The 18,338-nt window shown below is 62.6% G+C and carries 17 protein-coding genes; 4 read left to right on the top strand and 13 right to left on the bottom strand.

Translation table 11 applies throughout. From position 1 onward, the window contains the following. Positions 1-3: 3 nt before the first annotated feature. Both JHL16_RS19400 and JHL16_RS19395 read right to left on the bottom strand, forming a co-directional pair. Positions 4-1,149: an NAD(P)/FAD-dependent oxidoreductase gene (locus JHL16_RS19400; RefSeq protein ID WP_200186492.1), complete on the bottom strand. Its 1,146-nt coding sequence runs from the start codon at positions 1,147-1,149 to the stop codon at positions 4-6. Position 1,150: 1 nt separating this feature from the next. After that, a complete protein-coding gene (locus JHL16_RS19395) occupies positions 1,151-3,577 on the bottom strand; it encodes a GcvT family protein (protein ID WP_200186491.1) in 2,427 nt (808 codons plus the stop codon). Between the two features lie 140 nt (positions 3,578-3,717). Here JHL16_RS19395 and JHL16_RS19390 point away from each other — a divergent pair, with 140 nt between their 5' ends. After that, positions 3,718-3,993: a hypothetical protein gene (locus JHL16_RS19390; RefSeq protein ID WP_200186490.1), complete on the top strand. Its 276-nt coding sequence runs from the start codon at positions 3,718-3,720 to the stop codon at positions 3,991-3,993. A gap of 7 nt (positions 3,994-4,000) precedes the next feature. On the opposite strand, the gene JHL16_RS19385 is transcribed toward JHL16_RS19390, so the two are convergent. Beyond that, complete coding sequence (locus JHL16_RS19385) at positions 4,001-4,927, bottom strand: 5'-methylthioadenosine/S-adenosylhomocysteine nucleosidase (RefSeq protein ID WP_200186489.1); 927 nt, start codon at positions 4,925-4,927, stop codon at positions 4,001-4,003. Between the two features lie 75 nt (positions 4,928-5,002). Beyond that, positions 5,003-5,683, bottom strand: a complete 681-nt coding sequence (locus tag JHL16_RS19380) for a site-2 protease family protein (protein WP_200187194.1) — start codon at positions 5,681-5,683, stop codon at positions 5,003-5,005. Positions 5,684-5,841: 158 nt separating this feature from the next. Here JHL16_RS19380 and JHL16_RS19375 point away from each other — a divergent pair, with 158 nt between their 5' ends. Further along, positions 5,842-7,428, top strand: a complete 1,587-nt coding sequence (locus JHL16_RS19375; RefSeq protein WP_200186488.1) for an adenylate/guanylate cyclase domain-containing protein — start codon at positions 5,842-5,844, stop codon at positions 7,426-7,428. A 52-nt stretch (positions 7,429-7,480) separates the two neighbouring features. Here JHL16_RS19375 and JHL16_RS19370 read toward each other — a convergent pair whose 3' ends face one another. From JHL16_RS19370 to JHL16_RS19355, 4 genes are all read right to left on the bottom strand, one after another. Next, entirely contained in the window at positions 7,481-7,942 is a 462-nt protein-coding gene (locus tag JHL16_RS19370) for a hypothetical protein (RefSeq protein WP_200186487.1), read from the bottom strand. 81 nt (positions 7,943-8,023) lie between these two features. Continuing rightward, positions 8,024-8,722, bottom strand: coding sequence for an ABC transporter permease (locus JHL16_RS19365; RefSeq protein ID WP_200186486.1), 699 nt, complete (start codon positions 8,720-8,722; stop codon positions 8,024-8,026). Beyond that, the gene (locus tag JHL16_RS19360; protein WP_200186485.1) at positions 8,719-9,438 is read right to left on the bottom strand and encodes an ABC transporter permease; all 720 of its coding nucleotides are present in this window, start codon (positions 9,436-9,438) and stop codon (positions 8,719-8,721) included. Before JHL16_RS19360 ends, JHL16_RS19365 begins: the two co-directional genes overlap by 4 nt. Then, entirely contained in the window at positions 9,435-10,325 is an 891-nt protein-coding gene (locus tag JHL16_RS19355; RefSeq protein WP_200186484.1) for a transporter substrate-binding domain-containing protein, read from the bottom strand. The genes JHL16_RS19360 and JHL16_RS19355 overlap by 4 nt, the downstream gene beginning before the upstream one ends. A 236-nt stretch (positions 10,326-10,561) precedes the next feature. Here JHL16_RS19355 and JHL16_RS19350 point away from each other — a divergent pair, with 236 nt between their 5' ends. Next, a complete protein-coding gene (locus tag JHL16_RS19350) occupies positions 10,562-11,359 on the top strand; it encodes an ABC transporter ATP-binding protein (protein WP_420884550.1) in 798 nt (265 codons plus the stop codon). Between the two features lie 60 nt (positions 11,360-11,419). Here the strand turns inward: JHL16_RS19350 and JHL16_RS19345 are convergent, their stop codons facing one another. Continuing rightward, the gene (locus JHL16_RS19345) at positions 11,420-11,827 is read right to left on the bottom strand and encodes a VOC family protein (RefSeq protein WP_200186483.1); all 408 of its coding nucleotides are present in this window, start codon (positions 11,825-11,827) and stop codon (positions 11,420-11,422) included. Positions 11,828-11,940: 113 nt separating this feature from the next. Between JHL16_RS19345 and JHL16_RS19340 the strand changes: the two genes are divergently transcribed. Continuing rightward, on the top strand, positions 11,941-12,423 hold the full coding sequence (locus tag JHL16_RS19340; RefSeq protein WP_200186482.1) for a MarR family winged helix-turn-helix transcriptional regulator: 483 nt from the start codon (positions 11,941-11,943) through the stop codon (positions 12,421-12,423). Between the two features lie 165 nt (positions 12,424-12,588). Here the strand turns inward: JHL16_RS19340 and JHL16_RS19335 are convergent, their stop codons facing one another. The 4 genes from JHL16_RS19335 to JHL16_RS19320 all read right to left on the bottom strand — a co-directional run bounded on the left by JHL16_RS19335 (position 12,589) and on the right by JHL16_RS19320 (position 18,262). Further along, entirely contained in the window at positions 12,589-14,442 is a 1,854-nt protein-coding gene (locus JHL16_RS19335; RefSeq protein ID WP_200186481.1) for a multicopper oxidase domain-containing protein, read from the bottom strand. A 116-nt stretch (positions 14,443-14,558) separates the two neighbouring features. Then, entirely contained in the window at positions 14,559-15,287 is a 729-nt protein-coding gene (locus JHL16_RS19330; protein ID WP_200186480.1) for a class I SAM-dependent methyltransferase, read from the bottom strand. Between the two features lie 592 nt (positions 15,288-15,879). Then, the gene (locus JHL16_RS19325; RefSeq protein ID WP_200186479.1) at positions 15,880-16,590 is read right to left on the bottom strand and encodes an ATP-binding cassette domain-containing protein; all 711 of its coding nucleotides are present in this window, start codon (positions 16,588-16,590) and stop codon (positions 15,880-15,882) included. Then, positions 16,583-18,262, bottom strand: a complete 1,680-nt coding sequence (locus tag JHL16_RS19320; protein WP_200187192.1) for a branched-chain amino acid ABC transporter ATP-binding protein/permease — start codon at positions 18,260-18,262, stop codon at positions 16,583-16,585. Before JHL16_RS19320 ends, JHL16_RS19325 begins: the two co-directional genes overlap by 8 nt. Between the last annotated feature and the right edge of the window lie 76 nt (positions 18,263-18,338).

Raw genomic sequence — 18,338 nt, 5'->3', positions numbered from 1 at the left:
AGCTTATGTCGCGATGTTACGCGCAGCCGTCGGGGCCAGGCTCTCCAGGCCCGGCATCGACACGGGCGCACCATGCAAGGCCCAGTCTGCCGCCATCTGGCCGATGACCGGAGCCAGCTGAATGCCGTAGCCGCCGGCGCCGGCGGCCGTGACGATGGCAGGTTCACCGGCATCGATCGGGCCGACAAAAGGCCGGTGATCGGCCGTCACCGGATAAAGGCCGGCCCAGCCCCGTCCAAGTCGCGCGCCGGATAGGCTTGGCAAGCGCTCCAGCAGCAGCTCGGCCAAGTGGATTTTCGAGGCTTCATCGCAGTGCTCATTATAGGCATCGGGATCCTCGGAATGCGCCATGTCGCCTTTATGAATTTCGGCGATGAGCTCACCCTGTTTCTCATGGCGGAAATTCAGCCCGGTGCCTTCGCCATTCACCAGATCCATGACCATGGGCATCGTGTAGTCGAGCGGACGGTCGAGCAGGACCAGCACCGCCTCATGCCGCTCGGCACGCACATGCAGGTGCTGGCCCAGCATCCGGGCGACATGTGGCGCCCAGGCGCCGGCCGCATTCACGATGATATCGCCGTCGAAAGGGCCTTTCGTGGTCTCCAGCCGGTAGCCGCCGCTCCGCCGGGCGATATCGGTGACCGTGCAATATTGGTGTAGCTTGCCGCCCGCTGTTTTCAGCTCCCTGGCGAGAAACATGCAGAGCTCATGCGGATCGAGGAAACCGTTGTCGGGTCCGAATATCCCGCCGGCCAAGCCCGTCACGTCCATATGCGGGACGAGCCGACGCAGCTCCTCGGCGCGATAAAGCTCGGCGCGGAATCCGGCTTCGGCCTGCATCCGCACCGATGTCTCGAACAACGCCATTTGCGCCGCGGTCCGCGCCAGACGCAGATAGCCGATATGGTTGAAGCGCAATCCCGCCTTTTCCCACCGCGTAAAATGCGCCATGGCGTGACGGCGCAGGAGGATCTCCTGCGGGTCGGTGAATTGCGTGCCGACGACGCCCACCGAACGGCCGGTGGAGCCCGAGGCAATCGACTTCGCTTCGAGGATCGTCACCTTGGCGCCGTGTCCGGCGAGACTGATCGCGGTGCACAGGCCGAGCGATCCGGCGCCGATGACGATGACGTCAGGAAGTCCCAATCTAACCCCGCATCTGCTTCGAGGCCGGATCATAGGCCGGCTCCGCCAGCACCACGGCCTTGCGGCGCTCACCCAGGAGGCCGATCTCCATCTCGAAGCCGGGCGTCGTGTTTTCGGGCGGCACATAGACGAAGGCCAGGCTCTTGCCCGTGTGGTGGCCATAGCCGCCCGAGGTCGCGACGCCGACGCAGGCGCCATTGACGAAAACCGGCTCGCCGCCCACCACGTCATTATCGTTCGCATCGACCTCGACATAAGCGAGCTTGATGGCGATACCCTGCTGCTTGCGATTGAGGGTCGCCGTGCGGCCGATGAAGTCGCCCTTGTCGGGCGCGAAGAAACGCTCCATATCGCCCTCGATCAGCGTGATTTCGTTGGTGAGCTCGCTGTGCAGGCCGCGATAGGCTTTTTCCATGCGCAGGCTGTTGATCGCATAGGCGCCGAAATTGGCGATACCATGCGCCTTTCCGGCTTGCCACACGGCGTCATAAACGGTTGCGAGCTGGCGCTTCGGGATATGCAGCTCCCAGCCAAGCTCGCCGACATAGGAGACGCGCAACGCCCGCACCGGGGCGCCGGCGACGGTGATCTCGCGCCCGCTCATCCAGCGGAAATTGTCATTGTCGAGCGGCGCATCGGTGAGAGCGCTCAGCACGTCGCGTGACCTTGGCCCCGCCAGCACCAGCATGCCATAGTCTTCGGTGACGTTCCTGATGGCCGCGTTTTCCTGCGCGAGCTTGCCCTGGTTCAGCTTGTCCAGGTCCCGCTCCTCTGCACCCGCGCCCGACAACACATAAAAATGCTCCTCGCCGAGGCGCGTAATGGTCACTTCGCTTTCGATGCAGCCATTTTTGGTGAGCATATGGGTCAGCACGATGCCGCCCAGGCGTTTCGACAGCTTGTTGGCGGTGAGGCGGTTCAGCATCGCTTCGGCGTCGGGACCGGTGACGTCGAATTTGGAGAAGCTCGACAGATCCATCACGCCGACGCGCTCGCGCACCGCGCGGCATTCCTCGGCCACCGCTTTGAACGCATTGCCGCGGCGAAAACCCAGATCCTCGGGCGCGCCGTCCAGTGAAAACCATTTCGGCCGTTCCCAGCCATGTGCCTCCGTATGCACCGCGCCCATACGCACGAGCTTGTCATAGAGCGGGGTGATGCGGTTCTTGCGCGCCACCTGGCGCTCCTCGCCCGGCAGCTGCAAGGTGTACATGTGCTCATAGGCTTCATGCGCCTTGGCGCGGCAATAGTCGCGATCGGCGTAGGCGCCGAAGCGGCGGGGGTCGAGCCCCGCCATGTTGATCTCCGACTCGCCATTGACGATCCACTGCGCCAGATATTTTCCGCAGCCCGCGCCCTGCGCGATGCCGATCGCCGAGCCGCAGCACAGCCAGTAATTCTTGAGGCCGTGGACCGGGCCGAGCAGCGGCCGGTCGTCCGGCGTATGCGGGATCGAACCGTTGACCACCCGCTTCACACCGAGATTGGCCCAGATCGGCATGGATTTCATCACGCCTTCGAGGAACGGCATGATCGGGTCGAATTCCTCCTCGAACAGCTCCTGGTCGGAATCCCAGCCCGGAATGCCGTTGGTCTCCGGCCAGGCGATGCGCGAGCCCCGCGTCTCATAGGGACCGATCAGCGCCGATTTCTGCTCCTGCCGGTAATAGGCCGAATGGCGCGGATCACGGATAACCGGGATCTCTTCCTGCCGGGCGAGGAATTCGGGGACCGGATCGGTGATGATATATTGATGCTTCAGGTTGACGATCGGCAACTGGAGGCCCGACCAAGCGGCGATGGCGGTCGCGTGGTTGCCGCCGGCATTTATGACATGCTCGCAGATATACGTGCCCTTCTCGGTCGTCACCTCCCATTCGCCGGTGGCGGTGGGCTTGATATTGGTGACCAGGCACTCGCGCACGATCTCGGCGCCGAGATTGCGGGCGGCGATCGCCATCGCGTTGCACACGCCGGCCGGATCGACATGGCCGTCGCCCTTCGTCCAGGCGCCACCCACCACGCCGTCGAGCTCGATCCAGGGCAGGATCTGCTTGATCTTGGCCGGGTCGATGATCTCGATCTCGGCGCCCGAATTGTCGGCGATGCCGGCCACCAGCTTGAAATAGTCGAGCTCATGATCATTGGTGGCGAAGCGGATGCCGCCGCAACCGTGCCAGCTCACATATTGCCCGGTCATCGCCTCCAGCTTGGGATAGAGCGTGTTGCCGTAGTGATGGATCTTGGACATGTTGTAATCGGCGATGAAGCTCGGGCAGAGGCCGGCGGCATGCCAGGTCGAGCCCGATGTCAGCTCGCCTTTTTCCAGCAACACGATATCCTTCCAGCCTTCGAGCGCCAGATGATAGAGGAGGCCGACACCCATATTGCCGCCGCCAACGATTACAGCCCGTTTGTGTGTGGTCATGCTGGAGCCTCGATTTCTGAAATTCGAATGCCGTGGATGCCGCTTGCATGTCATATAGAAAAACTGTCCACAAGCGCGAAAAGATGTGAGATTTTCTGCGGACTGGTGAAAAATAGCGACCTCTGAAGGGGATCGGAACGATGCGGATCGCGGCCTTGATCATCGGCGTATTGGATGCGGTCCTATGGGCCGTGATTGCCGTCAGCCTGTTCGTTTCACTGTCGGATCCCGCCACCAAGGGCCTCGATTCGCTGGCCGGGTGGCTGGTCACCGCGCTGTTCCTCGTCACCGGCCTGCCGGCGCTGCTCCTGGCCTGGCGCAACACCAAGCCCGGCCTGGCGTTGGCGCTCGCCATCGCCTTTCCGGCGGTCTTCGTGGTCCTGTTCGCGGCGGCGGTGATCGCCTTCGCCGTCTAGCGAGTGATCAGCGCATCTCCTTCAGGATTCCCTTGACGACCGTCGCCGAGTTCTTCGACGCCAGGTCCATGAAGGTCATCATCTCATTGGCGCCGCCGTCGCCACCGGCGAGGTCGGAGAGGCTGCGCACGGCGAGGAACGGGACGCCATTGGAATAGGCTACGTGGGCGACGGCGGCACTTTCCATATCGAGCACCTTCGCTTGAAAGGTCGCCGCCACATATTCGCGAAACTTGGCGTTGTCGACGAAGGCCTGGCCCGAGACGCCGGCGCCACCGACAACTATCCTTGGCTTGTTGCTGAGGCAGCTGTTCGCTTCGACGCAATGAGCGAGATCGACCTTGGCTGCGGCCCTGCGGGCCACCTCGAGCAAACCAGGATCGCTCGGAAACCAGAATCGGCTTTCGGGCGCGGCGTCCTTGCGCGTCACCTCGACCGGGCGCGGCATCATCATGCCATAGCCGGCAAAGTCGCCCTTCGCCATCCAGGGTGGAATGGCAAAGCCTTGCGCCGTATCGCGCGCGAATACGGCCTCGAGATACTGCCCCCATTGGTCGGCAATGACGACGTCGCCGATATGCAGGCCAGGATCGACGCCGCCGGCGATCCCGGAGAACAGAACCGCTTTGAGCGAGAAGCGGTCGATGGCCAGCTGGCTGTTCATCGCCGCATTGACCATGCTGATGCCGCTCAGAAACAACACGACGTCCTTGCCCGCGAGCTTGCCGGTGATGAAGCTCCTGCCATTGATCTTATGCTCGACCGGATCGACGATCTCACTCTTGAGCAGGGTCCATTCCGGCTCGAAAGCCGACACCACGGCGATGCGCGGCGTCGTATCGAGAAGACCCGTCGCTGAGGCACGCAGGGACAGTGTGCCGGTCAGCAGGAGCACGGTCAGGAAAATGCGGCAGAGAAGAAGACAGGTCTTCATGGGCTGTTCCTTGGCGGCGACGGATGTGCGGCAGCTTCGCGCCGGCAGATAGATCTGTCAAAGGCGGTTCGACATTCAGCCATGACCGGTGACGGCAAGGATCCAGCCGATGACGGTCCCCACCGAGGAGGAGAGCACTTGCGAGGCCGCGCCGAGATCGAGACCGAGCTGCGGTCCGACCAGCGGCAGGACGATGAACAGGCCGATCAGAATGACGAAGCCGTAGGGCTCGAGCCGGGCGAGGCGGACCGCGAGCGCCGGGGGCAGCAGACCCACCAGGATGCGCCCGCCATCGAGCGGTGGGATGGGGAAAAGGTTGAAGACCGCCAGGACGACATTGATGATCAAGGCGTTCTTCAAATTGTCCGCCAGCCACTGGGCGGGGAGCGCCGGGAGGTAATCGATGCCATGGAAGGCCAAAGCGGCAACCACCGCGAGCACAATATTGATGGCGGGTCCCGCTGCCGCGACCAGGGCCATGTCGCGGCGGGGGTGTCGGAGCGCCCGGTAGTCGACCGGCACGGGCTTGGCGTAGCCGAACAGGAAAGGGGCCTGCGTCAGCAACAGGAGGCCGGGGAGCAGCACCGTGCCGAAGGGATCGATGTGTTTCAGGGGATTGAGGCTCACGCGCCCTAGCCGCGCGGCGGTATCATCGCCCAGGAGACGCGCGGCATAGGCATGCGCCGCCTCGTGAAAGGTGATCGCGATGATCACCGGGAGGGCCCAGATGGTCAGGAGATAGAGGGTCTTTTCGATCACGAAGCAGGTTCCCGGCAGGTGAAGGTGACGGGAACATAAGCATGAGACGACAGGATTGCACGACCGATCGACGAAATCATAAATATGACGGTGCGATAATCGGTCTTTTCCGACATAGTGCGCGCCTCACTTGAGGTTTACAGGGTGATTCCGCCATGACCAACCAGCCAGCGACGAGCGCTTCCGGCCGCTTGCCGGGATGGGCTCTTGCGATCGGGGTGCTGCTTCTTCTGGCTGGGCTGCCGCTCGCCGCCTGGCTCGATCTGCGCAATCTGGCAGAAGGCTCGCTCAGGTTGCAGGCTAGCGACCTCAATTCCGTCATCACCAGCGTGCGCAGCTATTATTCCAAGAATGTCGTCGGCCGCGTGCTGGCGCATCCGGGCGACACCCAGGTCATCCATAATTACGCCGATGTGCCGGGCGCCATCCCGATCCCCGCGACACTTTCGCTCGAGCTCGGCAAGGTCATCGGCGAACAGCAGGGCAACATCACCTATCGCTTCGTCTCCGATTATCCGTTCCAGGGGCGAGCGCCACATGAGCTCGACAGCTTCGAGCAGGCGGCCCTGACGCGGCTGCGGGCGGATTCGAGCCAGATCATCAACCAGGTATCGTGGAGCAATCTCAATGGCCGGGTGCGCCTCGTCGCCCCCGTCCTCATGGCGGCGCCCTGCGTCAGCTGCCACAACAGCCGGCCCGACAGCCCCAAGCATGACTGGAAAGTCGGCGATGTGCGCGGCATCCAGGAGATCATCGTCGATCAGCCGCTCGCCAAGAATCTGTTCTCCTTCAAATATCTGATGAGCTATTTCGGCATCATGGCGCTGTTCGGCTTCGGCGTGGTCGGCTGGCAGAAACGTCAGTCCAATGTGATCGCCGGCATGAACCGCGAGCTCGAGACCAACAATGCCTTCCTCGCCGCGGTGTCGATGAAGATCTCGCGTTATCTCTCGCCGCAGCTCTACAAGAGCATCTTCGCCGGCGAGAAGGATGTCGCCATCCAGACCGAGCGCAAGAAGCTCACCATCTTCTTCTCCGACATCAAGGACTTCACGGCGACGACCGAGCAGCTGCAGCCGGAGGAGATCACCCATCTCCTCAACGAATATTTCACCGAGATGTCGGCGATCGCGGCCACGCATGGCGGCACCGTCGACAAGTTCATCGGCGATGCGATCCTGATCTTCTTCGGCGATCCCGAGACCAAGGGCGTCCCCGAGGATGCGCTCGCCTGTCTGCGCATGGCGCTCGAGATGCAGTCGCGCACGGCGGAGCTCAATGCCAAATGGCGCCAGGAAGGCATCGAACATCGCTTCCTGGTGCGCATGGGCATCAATACCGGCTTCTGCAATGTCGGCAATTTCGGCTCGACCGATCGCATGGATTATACGATCATCGGCGCCGAGGCCAATCTGGCGGCACGGCTGCAATCGATCGCCGAGCCGGGGCAGATCGTGCTCTCCTACGAAACCTATGCGCTGGTGAGCGAGGTCTTCGCCGGCCATTCGTTGCCGCCCATCCAGATGAAGGGCATAAGCCGGCCGGTTGTGCCCTATGTCATCGACGGCATGCGCGCCAGCGGCGGCCAGGTGTCGAACCTGATCAGCGAGCACGCGCCGGGACTCGATCTTTACCTCGACCCGTCGCTCATGGACGAGGCGCAGGCGGCGCGCACCAAGGCGTTGTTGGAAAGGGCGATTGCCACGCTCGAGGCGCGACGGAGAATGGGCGAGGAGATATGATCTCGATCTCGCGGCGCGCTAGCCCTCCAGCGTGTCGATGAGCGAGATTGCCCTATGCAGCAGGCTTCGCCAGTCGGAGGTCCGCCATTTCCTTGATCCACGCGGCATTGCCGGCATCATTGAGCCTCCAATTGCGGGTTGCCCGATAGAGATCTTCGAAGCTGATCACCTGCGCCAGAACGAGATCGTGAATGGACTCCGGAGCGAACTCGTCGAAGAAAGCCTCGATATGCGGGCGAAAGCCCGCCTCGGCTCGGGAAGCGAGCAAGCAACGGACGAGAGTTTGCGCATCGATGGGATGAGGCCGAGGTGCGTTGATGGTGCCGAGGACAAGTTTCATCTGGCGATCGGCCACGAGTGCATTCTTGACGGAAAGCTGGAGCTTACTGGCCAGATCCTTGATGTCCTGGGCCGCGTTTTCAGGAACCTGAACTTCCACGCGCCTGATGCCGCGCTCCGCCGCCTGGCGGACGCGGTATTTTTGGACACGGCGGGCGGCGGTGGGGTCTGTCATAGCGGGATAGGAATGGCGTAACCGGATTACGGAAGCAAGTGTAAACCGGTTATGGTCTTGAGTGAGGAGGCCACGGCTTCCTTACCGCGCCACCGCCAAGCCGCCGCGTTTGTGCAGGGCCTTCTCCAGGCAATGCACGCCATAGGTCAGGCTGCCGGTCAGGGCCAGATAGATGAGGCCGGCGGCGATGAAGACCTGCACCGGGGCATAGGTCTCGGACGCTATGGCGCGGGCCGTGCCAGTGACTTCCATGATGGTGACGGTGCTGGCGATCGAGGTTGCCTTGATCATCAGCACAACTTCATTGCCGTAAGCGGGCAGCATCTGGCGCAAGGCTTGCGGGAAGATGATGCGGGTGAAACGCTGCACCGGCGACAGCGCGAAAGCGAGCGCCGCCTCGATCTGGCCCTTGGCGACGCCCTGGATGCCACCGCGGATGATCTCGCTGCCATAGGCCGACGTGTTGAGCGATAGCGCCAGGAGCGCGCACCAATATTCATCGCGGAACAGCGGCCACAACATCGAGTGGCGGATGATGTCGAGCTGCGCCAGGCCGTAATAGATGAAGAACAGCTGCAGGAAGAGCGGCGTGCCGCGGATCACATAGACATAAGTATAAGCCGGCCAGCGCAGAAACGCCGAGCCCGACATGCGGGCGAGAGTGATGAAGACGGCGATGACGATGCCGATGGTGACGGCCGTCACGGCCAGCATGACGGTGAGCGGTACCGCCTTGATGAGCGAGGGGAAGGCCTCGATGAAGGGATCCCACCAGCTCATCCTTTGCCTCCCGCATGGCCGTGGCAGCCGCAGAAATTTTCGGCGCGGCGGAACAGGAAGTCTGAAAGGGCGGTGAAGCCGAGGAAGATCATGATCGAGATCGTGTAGAAGAAGAACTGTCTTTGCGTCGAACCGGCGGCGATGTCGGTGGTGCGCATCAATTCGACGAGGCCGGTGACCGAGATGAGCGCCGTGTCCTTGAGGGTGAGCTGCCAGACATTGGCCATCGCGGGCAGGCCGTAGCGCAGCACTTGCGGAATGGCGATCAGGCGCAGCATCTGGAAGGGCCGCATGCCGAAAGTGCGTGCCGCGTCGAACATGCCGCGCGGCACGGCGCCCGCCGCACCGCGGAAGACTTCGGCGCTATAGGCGCCAGAGACGACGGAGAGCGCCAGCACGCCGGCGATGAACGCATCGGCGAAACCGTCGCCGCCTAAGAAAAAGATCTTGGCGATGAAGCGGAAGAACTCGCCGCCGCCAAAGAACAGGAGATAGATGATGAGAAGCTCGGGCACGCCGCGCACCACGGTCGTATAGGTGGCGCCGAGCCATTTCACCGGAGCGGGGCCCAGGACACGGGCGATCGCCACCACGGCGCCGATGATGTTGCCGCCCAAGAAACCCAGAGCGGCAACGAGGAGCGTCATCAACGCTCCTCGCAGCATCTCATCTCCCCATCCGCCGGGGCCGAAGGAGAGAATGTCGAACATGCTCATTCCGGCTTGGTCGCCTGATGCACCGCGCCGTCATACTCCATCCATTTGAGGCTGAGCTTCGAGATCGTGCCGTCCTCGGTCGCTTCATAGATCGCCGTGTTGAAAGCCTTGCGCAGATCCTCGTTCTTGCCCTTGGCGAAGCCCATGGCGACGCCGCGGCCGAGCGCTTCCGCCCAGAATTCGGGGCCGAAGGGCTGGAACTGCTCACCGGTGCCGCCGGCCGCCTTCTGTCTCTGCAAAAAAGCGTGGACGGAGCTGTAGCCCTCGAAGGCGGCGTCGATGCGGTCCGCCTGCAGGTCGAGATAGATCGCCTCGCTCTTGTCGTACTGGCGCACTGTTACATCCGGGAACCACTGCTTGAGGAAGTCGACATATTTCACGCCACGCTCGACGCCGACCGTCTTGCCCTTGAGCGCCGCCTTGAGCCCGTCATAAGTCGCCTGGTTGTCGCCTTCGAGCTTCTCCATGCGCAGTTTGACGCCATTGCCCTTCGCTTGCGTCTTGGCGAAGTCGGCGTCGGTCGAGGCGACGAAAAGATGCGGGCCGGCATAATACTGGATCGAGAAGTCGATCGCCTTCTCGCGGCTCGCGGTGATGCCCAGCGACGCCATCAGCACATCGAAGCGGTCTTCGTTCAAGGCGGGGATCAATCCGTCAAAGGCCTGGAAGGTCCATTCGCAGGTGACCTTCACACGCTGGCAGAGATCATTGGCGAGCTCGACTTCGTAACCCGTCTGCGCGCCGCCGGCGTCTTTGTAGTTCCACGGCGGATAGACGCCGTCGGAACCGAGCCTCACTTTGCGCATCTCCTCCGCCGAAGCGCCCGACAAGCCCGCCACGAGCGTACCCAGCATCAGGAGACCCATTCCATAGTTTCGTAGCTTCATAGGACTACCCTCCAAATATTTTGTTCTTGTTGGCCATCGCGCGGCGATGGCTGACGGCGGTGATGATAGGAAGCCGGCTTGCGGGTTTTCGGCTGCAATCAAGACCGCGCGGGGTAGAATATTTCTCATCCGGAAGCGGAAAGGAAAGATTTTCCACAACCCGCTCCATATAGCATCTGGGCCACGGTCACAGGCTGCCATGTGGCAGGCCGGGACCCGCCTCGGAGGACAAAATCGTGACCGATCCAGCACCAGCGGCGGCAAATGCGCATCGGGTCGCCAGCATCCAGCCGGCGATCGAGACGCGCGACCTCCATAAGAGCTTCGGCGCCTTCAAGGTGCTGAAAGGCGTTTCCTTCAAGGCGCATGAGCATCAGGTCATCGCCATCATCGGGGCGAGCGGCTCGGGCAAAAGCACTTTTCTGCGCTGCCTCAATTTCCTCGAACAGCCGGACCAGGGCGAGATCCACTTCAAAGGCGAGGTCATCCGCATTTCCGATCCGCGCCGGCCGCCGCGCCAGCAGATCGAAAGATTGCGCCGGCGCACCGGCATGGTGTTCCAGCAGTTCAATCTATGGTCCCATTGGACGGTGCTCGAAAATCTCACCAAGGTGCCGATCCAGGTGCACGGAGTGCCGCGCGCCGAAGCCATGGCGCGCGCCATGGAGCTCCTGAACCGAGTCGGCATGGCCGAGAAGAGGGATGCTTATCCGGCGGCTCTTTCCGGCGGACAGCAGCAGCGCGTCGCCATCGCCCGGGCGCTGGCGATCGAGCCGGAAGTGCTGTTCTTCGACGAGCCGACCTCGGCGCTCGACCCTGAACTCGTCGGCGAGGTGCTCACCGTCATTCGCGGCCTTGCCAAGGAAGGCCGCACCATGATCGTGGTGACCCATGAAATGAGCTTTGCGCGCGAAGTGTCCGACCGCGTCGTGTTCTTCCACGATGGCTGCATCGAGGAAGACGGCCTGCCGGCGGACGTCCTGAAGCAGCCGAAGAGCGCGCGTCTCGGAAGCTTCCTGCGCTCGGTGCGTTGATTCACAAGCAAAAAGGGCACCCCGTCGGGATGCCCTCTTGCACAAGGCCGGACAGGCCGCTTAGCCGTTAACGGCGGCAGGGTCCATCCACATGATCTCCCAGACATAGCCGTCGGGATCCTCGACGCTGCGCATGAACATGAAGCCATGATCCTGCGCCGGGTTGGGGTCGGCCTTGCCGCCGGCGGCGGTGGCGCGGGTGAGCGTGTCGTTCACCGCATCGCGGCTGGTGACGCTCAGCGCCAGCAGCGTCTGGCTTTCGCGTCGCGCATCGCCGATCGGGCGCTTGGTGAAGGTGCCATAGCGGTCATGGGTCATCAGCATCACGCCGATCGCGTCCGACAGCATCACCGACTTCGACTGATCATCGGAAAATTGCGGATTCGGCTTGCCGTCGAGCGCGACATAGAAACCCAGCGACTTGGCCAGGTCGCGCACCGGCAGATTCACGAAAATCATCCTGCTCATAACGTCCTCCGTTGACTTTAACGAACTCACGAGATGGGATATTGTCTCGATGGCGAGTTAATACATAATAAGTATCTTGATGTCAAGATACTTTATATCGAGATAATTGAACCATGGACCGCGCCGATATCGCCGTCGAGCAATGGGCCCGCGAACGCCCCGATCTTCCCTCATTGCCGATGGCGGTGTTCGGCCGCCTGTCGGATGTCGTCGAGCTGGTGATGCGCGACCACATGAACCCGCTCTTCGCCGAAGCGGGTCTGCAGCCGGGCGAGTTCGACGTGCTGGCGACGCTCCGACGCTCGGGCGAGCCTTATATGCTGTCGCCGACGAAACTTTACGAGGCGGCGATGATCTCCTCGGGCGGCATGACCAACCGCCTCGACCGCCTCGAGCGCGCAGGCTTTGTCGAGCGCCGCCCCGATCCGAATGACCGGCGCGGCAAGCTCATCGCGCTCACTGAAGCCGGCAAGCGGGTGATCGATGAGACCATTGGCCGTCATGTCGCCAATGAGGAGCGCCTCCTTGCGGCGCTGACCCACAAGGAGCAGGAGCAACTCAACCAGCTGCTCAAGAAGCTGATCGCGGGGCTTTAAAACGCATGATCTTTTCGGAAAACCACTTCGCACTTTTTCCGCATCACGCTGTCTAGCGCGGGATGCGAAAAAGTGGATACCGGTTTTTCGCTAGAATTCCGTGCCAAATATTAGAATCGATTACGTTTGTGCGCTTGGATCGACTCGATCCAAACTCCTCGTGATCTAGTGTTCCGCAGCGGCGGCCTGCGGGCTGACCTCGATCACGACCATCAGACCGCCGCCACCCTTCTCCTCGACATTGTTGTTGGTGGTGTGATGACCGATGTGGCAGTGGATCAGCCACTTGCCGGGTTGCTGCGCTTTCCAGATCACATCATAGCGCTGGCCGGGGCCGACATTCACCGTATCGGCGAGAAAGCGGGCGGAAGGTTTGAGCATCTCACCATCACGCGCCACCACCTCGAACGGCCCGCCATGAATATGCATGGGATGGATGAAACCGTTATTGGTGCCGATGAAACGGAGCTTCAGCGTCTCGCCGACCTTCATCCTGATCGTGTCGGTTGCCGGAGAGGCGCGGCCATTGATGGTGAAATAATTCGGCTGACCGCCGTCCATCGGCATGGCCGGATAGGTCAGGCCCTCGCGCTTCAGCCATTCCTGCAGCTGGATGACATATTCGTGGTCGGTCTCGATCTCGTCCGCCGGATTGGTCGGGTCGATGATCATGGCGCCATAAAGACCCAGCGCCTGATGACGGTCGATATGATCATGCGAATGATAGAAATAGGTCCCCGATTGCTCGGCGGTAAATTCGTAGGAGTAGCTCCCGCCCGGTTCGATCGGCTCCAGCGTGACTTCGGCCGGACCGTCCACTTCGTTGGGCAGGATCAGGCCATGCCAGTGGAAGGTGGTGCTTTCATGCAGATGGTTGGTCACGTTGATGCGCACGCGGTCGCCCTGCCGGAAATGCAGGCGTGGACCGGGGACCTTGCCGTTGACCGCATACGCATCGACGGTGACATTGGGCAATATCGACCAGCGGATGACCGAGGTCTCCAGGTCGTAGATCTTCACGCCATTCTCGATGCGGGGCTCCAGCACCTTGTCGCCGCGGCTGTCCAGCCCGTAGCTCGCCTCGATCAGGCCGGGATGGATCGCGGCCATGTCGCGCATGGCCGCGGTGGGCGTATCGCGGTTCACGAACAAGCCGGGCGGCATGATCATCCCACCGACGTCGCCTGTGTTCAGGGTCAGATCCGCCCAGTTGGCCGGAACTGCCATGGCGAGCGCCAGGAGGAACAGCGACACACCACTCAGCGCGGCAAGCTGCGGCGTGGTCGCATCGGAGGCCATCGTGTCGTGTGTCTCCTTGTGCCGGGCAGGTCTTTGCGGCTTCATCTTCTCGTCGGCGCGCTCAGCCATCGGACCATGTTTCAGACCGCGCGCCACCATCCACACATTTGCCGGATAGGCGGCGGCGAAACCGACAATGACGCCGAGCGAGATCACGCTCCAGAACAGGATCCCCGTCGGCTCGATGGCGCGCATGTCGCGTCCCATCATGAGGAAGCTAATCACCAGCGCCATGCCGGCCATTACAAAATTCATGCTGATGAATAGGGGCAGGAAGCTCCGGCGGACATTCTCCCAGTAGGTGCCGCCCGCCATCGACTTCATGAGCAGCGCCTGGAAGATGAACAGGCCGATGGCGAAGCCGGTGATATATTCGACGATCAGGTCGATCCACATGGGCAGGCCGAGAGCCGCGGTGACGGCCGCGGCCAGGATGATGCCCGTGGCACCGCCGGCCACGCAATGGATCGTCGAGTCGACGCCCTGCTTCCACAACGGCCGGGCGAATGCTTCATGCTCGCCGGGGCGCGGCTCCTTGTCGGCGAGGACATAAAGCAGCAGGCCGAAGGGGCCCATATAAAGCGTAACAAGGATGAAGCCCCATTTCATCACCCGCGGTTCGGGATTGTTACGGAACTGATCCCAGGCAACATAGGCGGTTGAGAGTGTGGCCAGGGTGAACCACACGACGAGGGCGTAGTCGACCGGCTGGATGATCATGGCTCATCTCACGACAAACATGATGGGCGTTCCCCCGACAGCTGTCAACGGAGCACATCTGGAATGGTTCCGGGGAGAGCAGTTTTGCCACAAGGTGGCTAACATTCTAGGCTGGGTCAGCGCTGCGCCGAGACGATCAGCAGCATTGGCCGGTCCATCTCGTCTGCGAGATCCGGGATCGCCGCGAGCTGCTCCGATGTCGGCGCCCATTCTTCGACATGACGGATGGTGAAACCGGTCTCGATCAGGGTGTTGAGCGTCGTGCCCATGGTGCGGTGCTGTTTGACGACACCTTTGGCCAGCCAGTCGGTCACGCGCGGGCCTTCGACAGCGTAGCGCTCGATGGGCCAGGTCCGGCGTCCCTCGGCGTTCACCACCCAGCCCGGATGCGTCGGCGCCATATAGATCGGATGCTCGATGGTGAAGATGAAAGACGCGCCGGTGACGAGCGCGCGATGCACGGTTTCCGCCAGCCGGCCGAAGTCCTCGATATAGTGAAAGGCGAGCGAGCTATAGGCCAAATCGAAGGCTGACTCAGGGAGCGTGAAACGTTCCAGATCGGCAATGCGGTAGTCGATCGCGGGGTCCTGGGTGTCGGCCTTGGCGCGCGCGATCATCTTCTCGGAGAGATCGAGGCCCAGGACGTTCCGGGCGCCCTGCGCGCGGGCGAAGCGCGCGAACCAGCCGAAGCCGCAGCCGAGATCGACGACGCGCTTGTCGGTGAGATCAGGGAGCAGGGCCCTGACGGCTGGCCATTCGGCGGCACCGGCAAGTCCGTGCAGCTGGCGGCCGAGCTGGCTGTAGCCGGCGAAGAAGTCGGGTTGATCGTAGATATTCTGGGCCATTATTCACTCCATCGAGAGGCCGATGGACGGGACATGCTGTCCAACAAATACCCCGTCCGTCTGTGGCGGGGCTGCGGCGCGCAATACGCTTGTCAGCGTGCTCGATCAGCCTGCATCCCGCCTGTTGGGATGCCGGCCAGCCGGGCTACGATGTGGGTGTCGATCTCGCGCATGAGGGTCTGTGTGCCGCCGCCAGTGGCAGCTGTCAACCCTGCTGGACCTCAAGCGAAAAAGGGGCCCCTGGTGGCTGGCGTGGTGGATGAGGCAGGGCCAGCCATGGCCATTGCTCAGGGGCAGTTTGGTGGGAAGGATAAGAGAGTAGGCTCGTGCCAAGGGAGCCCTGTCGCCTGCAAGTGAGGCATCGCCCGGTCAGGCGATGCACTTGCTTTCAAGGGTACGAACCGGATGCCACGCGACGTCCTCCTTGTTTCGGCAATGCGAAAAGAGGTCGTCCTCGGGGGCAATCGAAGGCGCAGGTCGTCCAGCGCAAGAGGAACGTTAGTTTCCTGTCAGTGGAATTTCAAGGGGCTTCTTGCGCTGAACCGACCTTGTCTCAGCAGTGAACTGACAAGACCGAAGAACCTTTCTGACTTCAGATCTTGAGGTGCTCCAGAATCTTCTGGCGCGCCTCGGGCGCGACATCACCTTCATCATCGATGCGGCCGAGCTTCAGCACCGCCCAGCGGTCGGCGATGCCGAGGGCGAAATCGAGATTCTGCTCGACCAGCAATATGGTCGTGCCGTTCTTCTGCCGCTCGTCCTTCAGCGCGTTGGCGATGCGGGTGACGACCGATGGCTGCAGTCCCTCGGAAATCTCGTCGAGCAGCAGGAGCTTCGGCTTGAGCATCAAAGCGCGGGCGAGGATCAGCATCTTCTGCTCGCCGCCCGAGAGCGTGCCGGCCTTCTGCGCGAGCCTCTCCTTCATGAAGGGGAAATGCCCGTAGACGTGATCGAGCCCGTTATCGAGCTCGCGGTCGGATCGCAAAGCGAGGCGCAGATTGTCCTTTATGGAGAGATCCTGGAACAGCGCCTGCTCCTGTGGTCCATAAGCGATGCCCGAGGCGATGAGCGAGGCCGGCGAGGCGCCGGCAATGGAGCGGCCGTCGACGGCGATCGCGCCGGCGCGCAAGCCTATGAGGCCGAGGATCGTCTTGAGCAGGGTCGTCTTGCCCATGCCGTTCTTGCCCATGAGAGCGAAGATCTCGCCCGCTTTCACGGCGAGTGAAAGCTCGGTGATGATATTGATGGCGCCATAACCGCTGGCTACCCCTTCGAGCGACAGCTTGGCCGCGGCATCAGCCATGGGCGCCTCCCGAATAGATCGTCTTGACCAGTTCGGAATTGGCGACCGCGTCTACGGTGCCGTCGAGCACCAGGCGGCCCTGATGCAGCACGACGACCCGGCTCGATATGGTGCGGACGAAATCGAGATCATGCTCGACCACGATGGCGGCGATGCCGAGCTCACGGGTGAGCTTCTGCAGGATGCCGCCAATGGTGGTGCGCTCGGTCTTGGTCAGGCCGGCGGTCGGCTCGTCGAGGAGAATGAGGCGCGGCTCGAGCGCCACCACCATCGCCAGCTCCAGGCTCTGCTTGAGCCCGTGCGAGAGGTCGGCGACCGGGCGCTCGAGCATGTGGTCGAGCCCGGTCAGCCGCAAGATGTCGAGGGCCGCGGTGGGCAGAGCGAGATCGCTCTCGCGCGTCACGGGGCTTGGCCGGTGGCGCGCCGCCAGCGCCAGCCGCAGGCAGTCGGCGACGGCGAGGCTTTCGAAGACGCTCGCCACCTGGAATTTGCGGCCGACACCCAAGGCGACGATCTCGTTCGGCGTTCGCCCGTTGATCTCCTGGCCGGCGACACGCACCACGCCGCTCGAGATTTCGGTGCCGTCGCTCAGGCAGCGCATCAGGCTCGTCTTGCCGGCGCCATTGGGGCCGACGAGGCTTACGAGCTCGCCCGGCCGGATATCGAAATCGAGACCTTCCAGCACTTTGAGGCTGCCATAGGTCTTGCCGAGATCTTTCACGGAGAGCAGCGCCGCTTCCTCCGGCGCCGTGACTTGCGCGCCCGCCGCGGCGAGGTTGGTGAGCCGCATGGCGCCGGCGCCGCGCCTGGCGGGCAGGAACTTCGCCACCAGAGCGGCGAGGCCGTTCGGCAGCAGGATGATCATGGCGACGAACAGCGTTCCGATCACCAGATTCCACAGGAAGGGCAATTCGCCGGAGAGATTGGCGCTCAGATAATCGATGCCGATGGTGCCCATCACAGGCCCGATGATGGTGCCGCGTCCGCCGAGCGCCGTCCAGATGACGAGCTCGGTGCCGAAGACGAAGCCGGTGATCTCGGGCGCCACCACGCCGGATGAATTGGCGAAGAGGAAGCCGGCCAGGCCGGCGACGCCGGCGAGCACGGTGGTGAGCGCGATCTTGAGGCGCTGCGGGTTGAGGCCGAGATAGGCGCAGCGCACCTCATTGTCGCGAATGGCGACGAGCAGCTTGCCGGCATCCGAGCGCACGAAGAACCAGGCGGCGACCGTCAGCACGAGGAGGCAGACGCCGGCGAGACGGAAGAATCCGACGAGACCGAAAGGCAAGGTGCCGTAGCCGACGAGGCCGCTGCTCGAACCGGTCCATTGGCCGCCCGAGAAGACCACCTGGGTGGTGACGATCGGCAGGACAAGCGAGATGACGGTCGCGTAAAGCGGCGTCGCCTTGTAGCTGAAAGACAGCCAACCGACGACGAGGCCGACCAGCATGGGCACGATGATGGCGAGCGCGAAAGCGAGTGCGATCAGCCCCGGGCTGGCGCCCATATGGGTCAGGATCATCGCCGCGGCATAGGCGCCGATGCCGAAGAAGGCGGCCTGGCCGAAAGTCAAGACGCCGGTGAAACCCCAGAGCAGATCGACGGTGATCGCCAGCATGGCGTAGATCATCGAGCGGGTGAGAACGTTGAGCGTGAAGCGGTCGAGGAACATCGGTCCGAACAGCACGAGCAGCAACGCCAGGACGGCGAGGCCGGCCAGTATTAAGGCGCGGAAATTGAAGGAGGAG

This window comes from Taklimakanibacter albus (assembly GCF_016595235.1).
In the GTDB taxonomy this organism is placed as follows: domain Bacteria; phylum Pseudomonadota; class Alphaproteobacteria; order Rhizobiales; family Aestuariivirgaceae; genus Taklimakanibacter; species Taklimakanibacter albus.
This window is presented reverse-complemented; position numbering and strand designations above follow the sequence as displayed.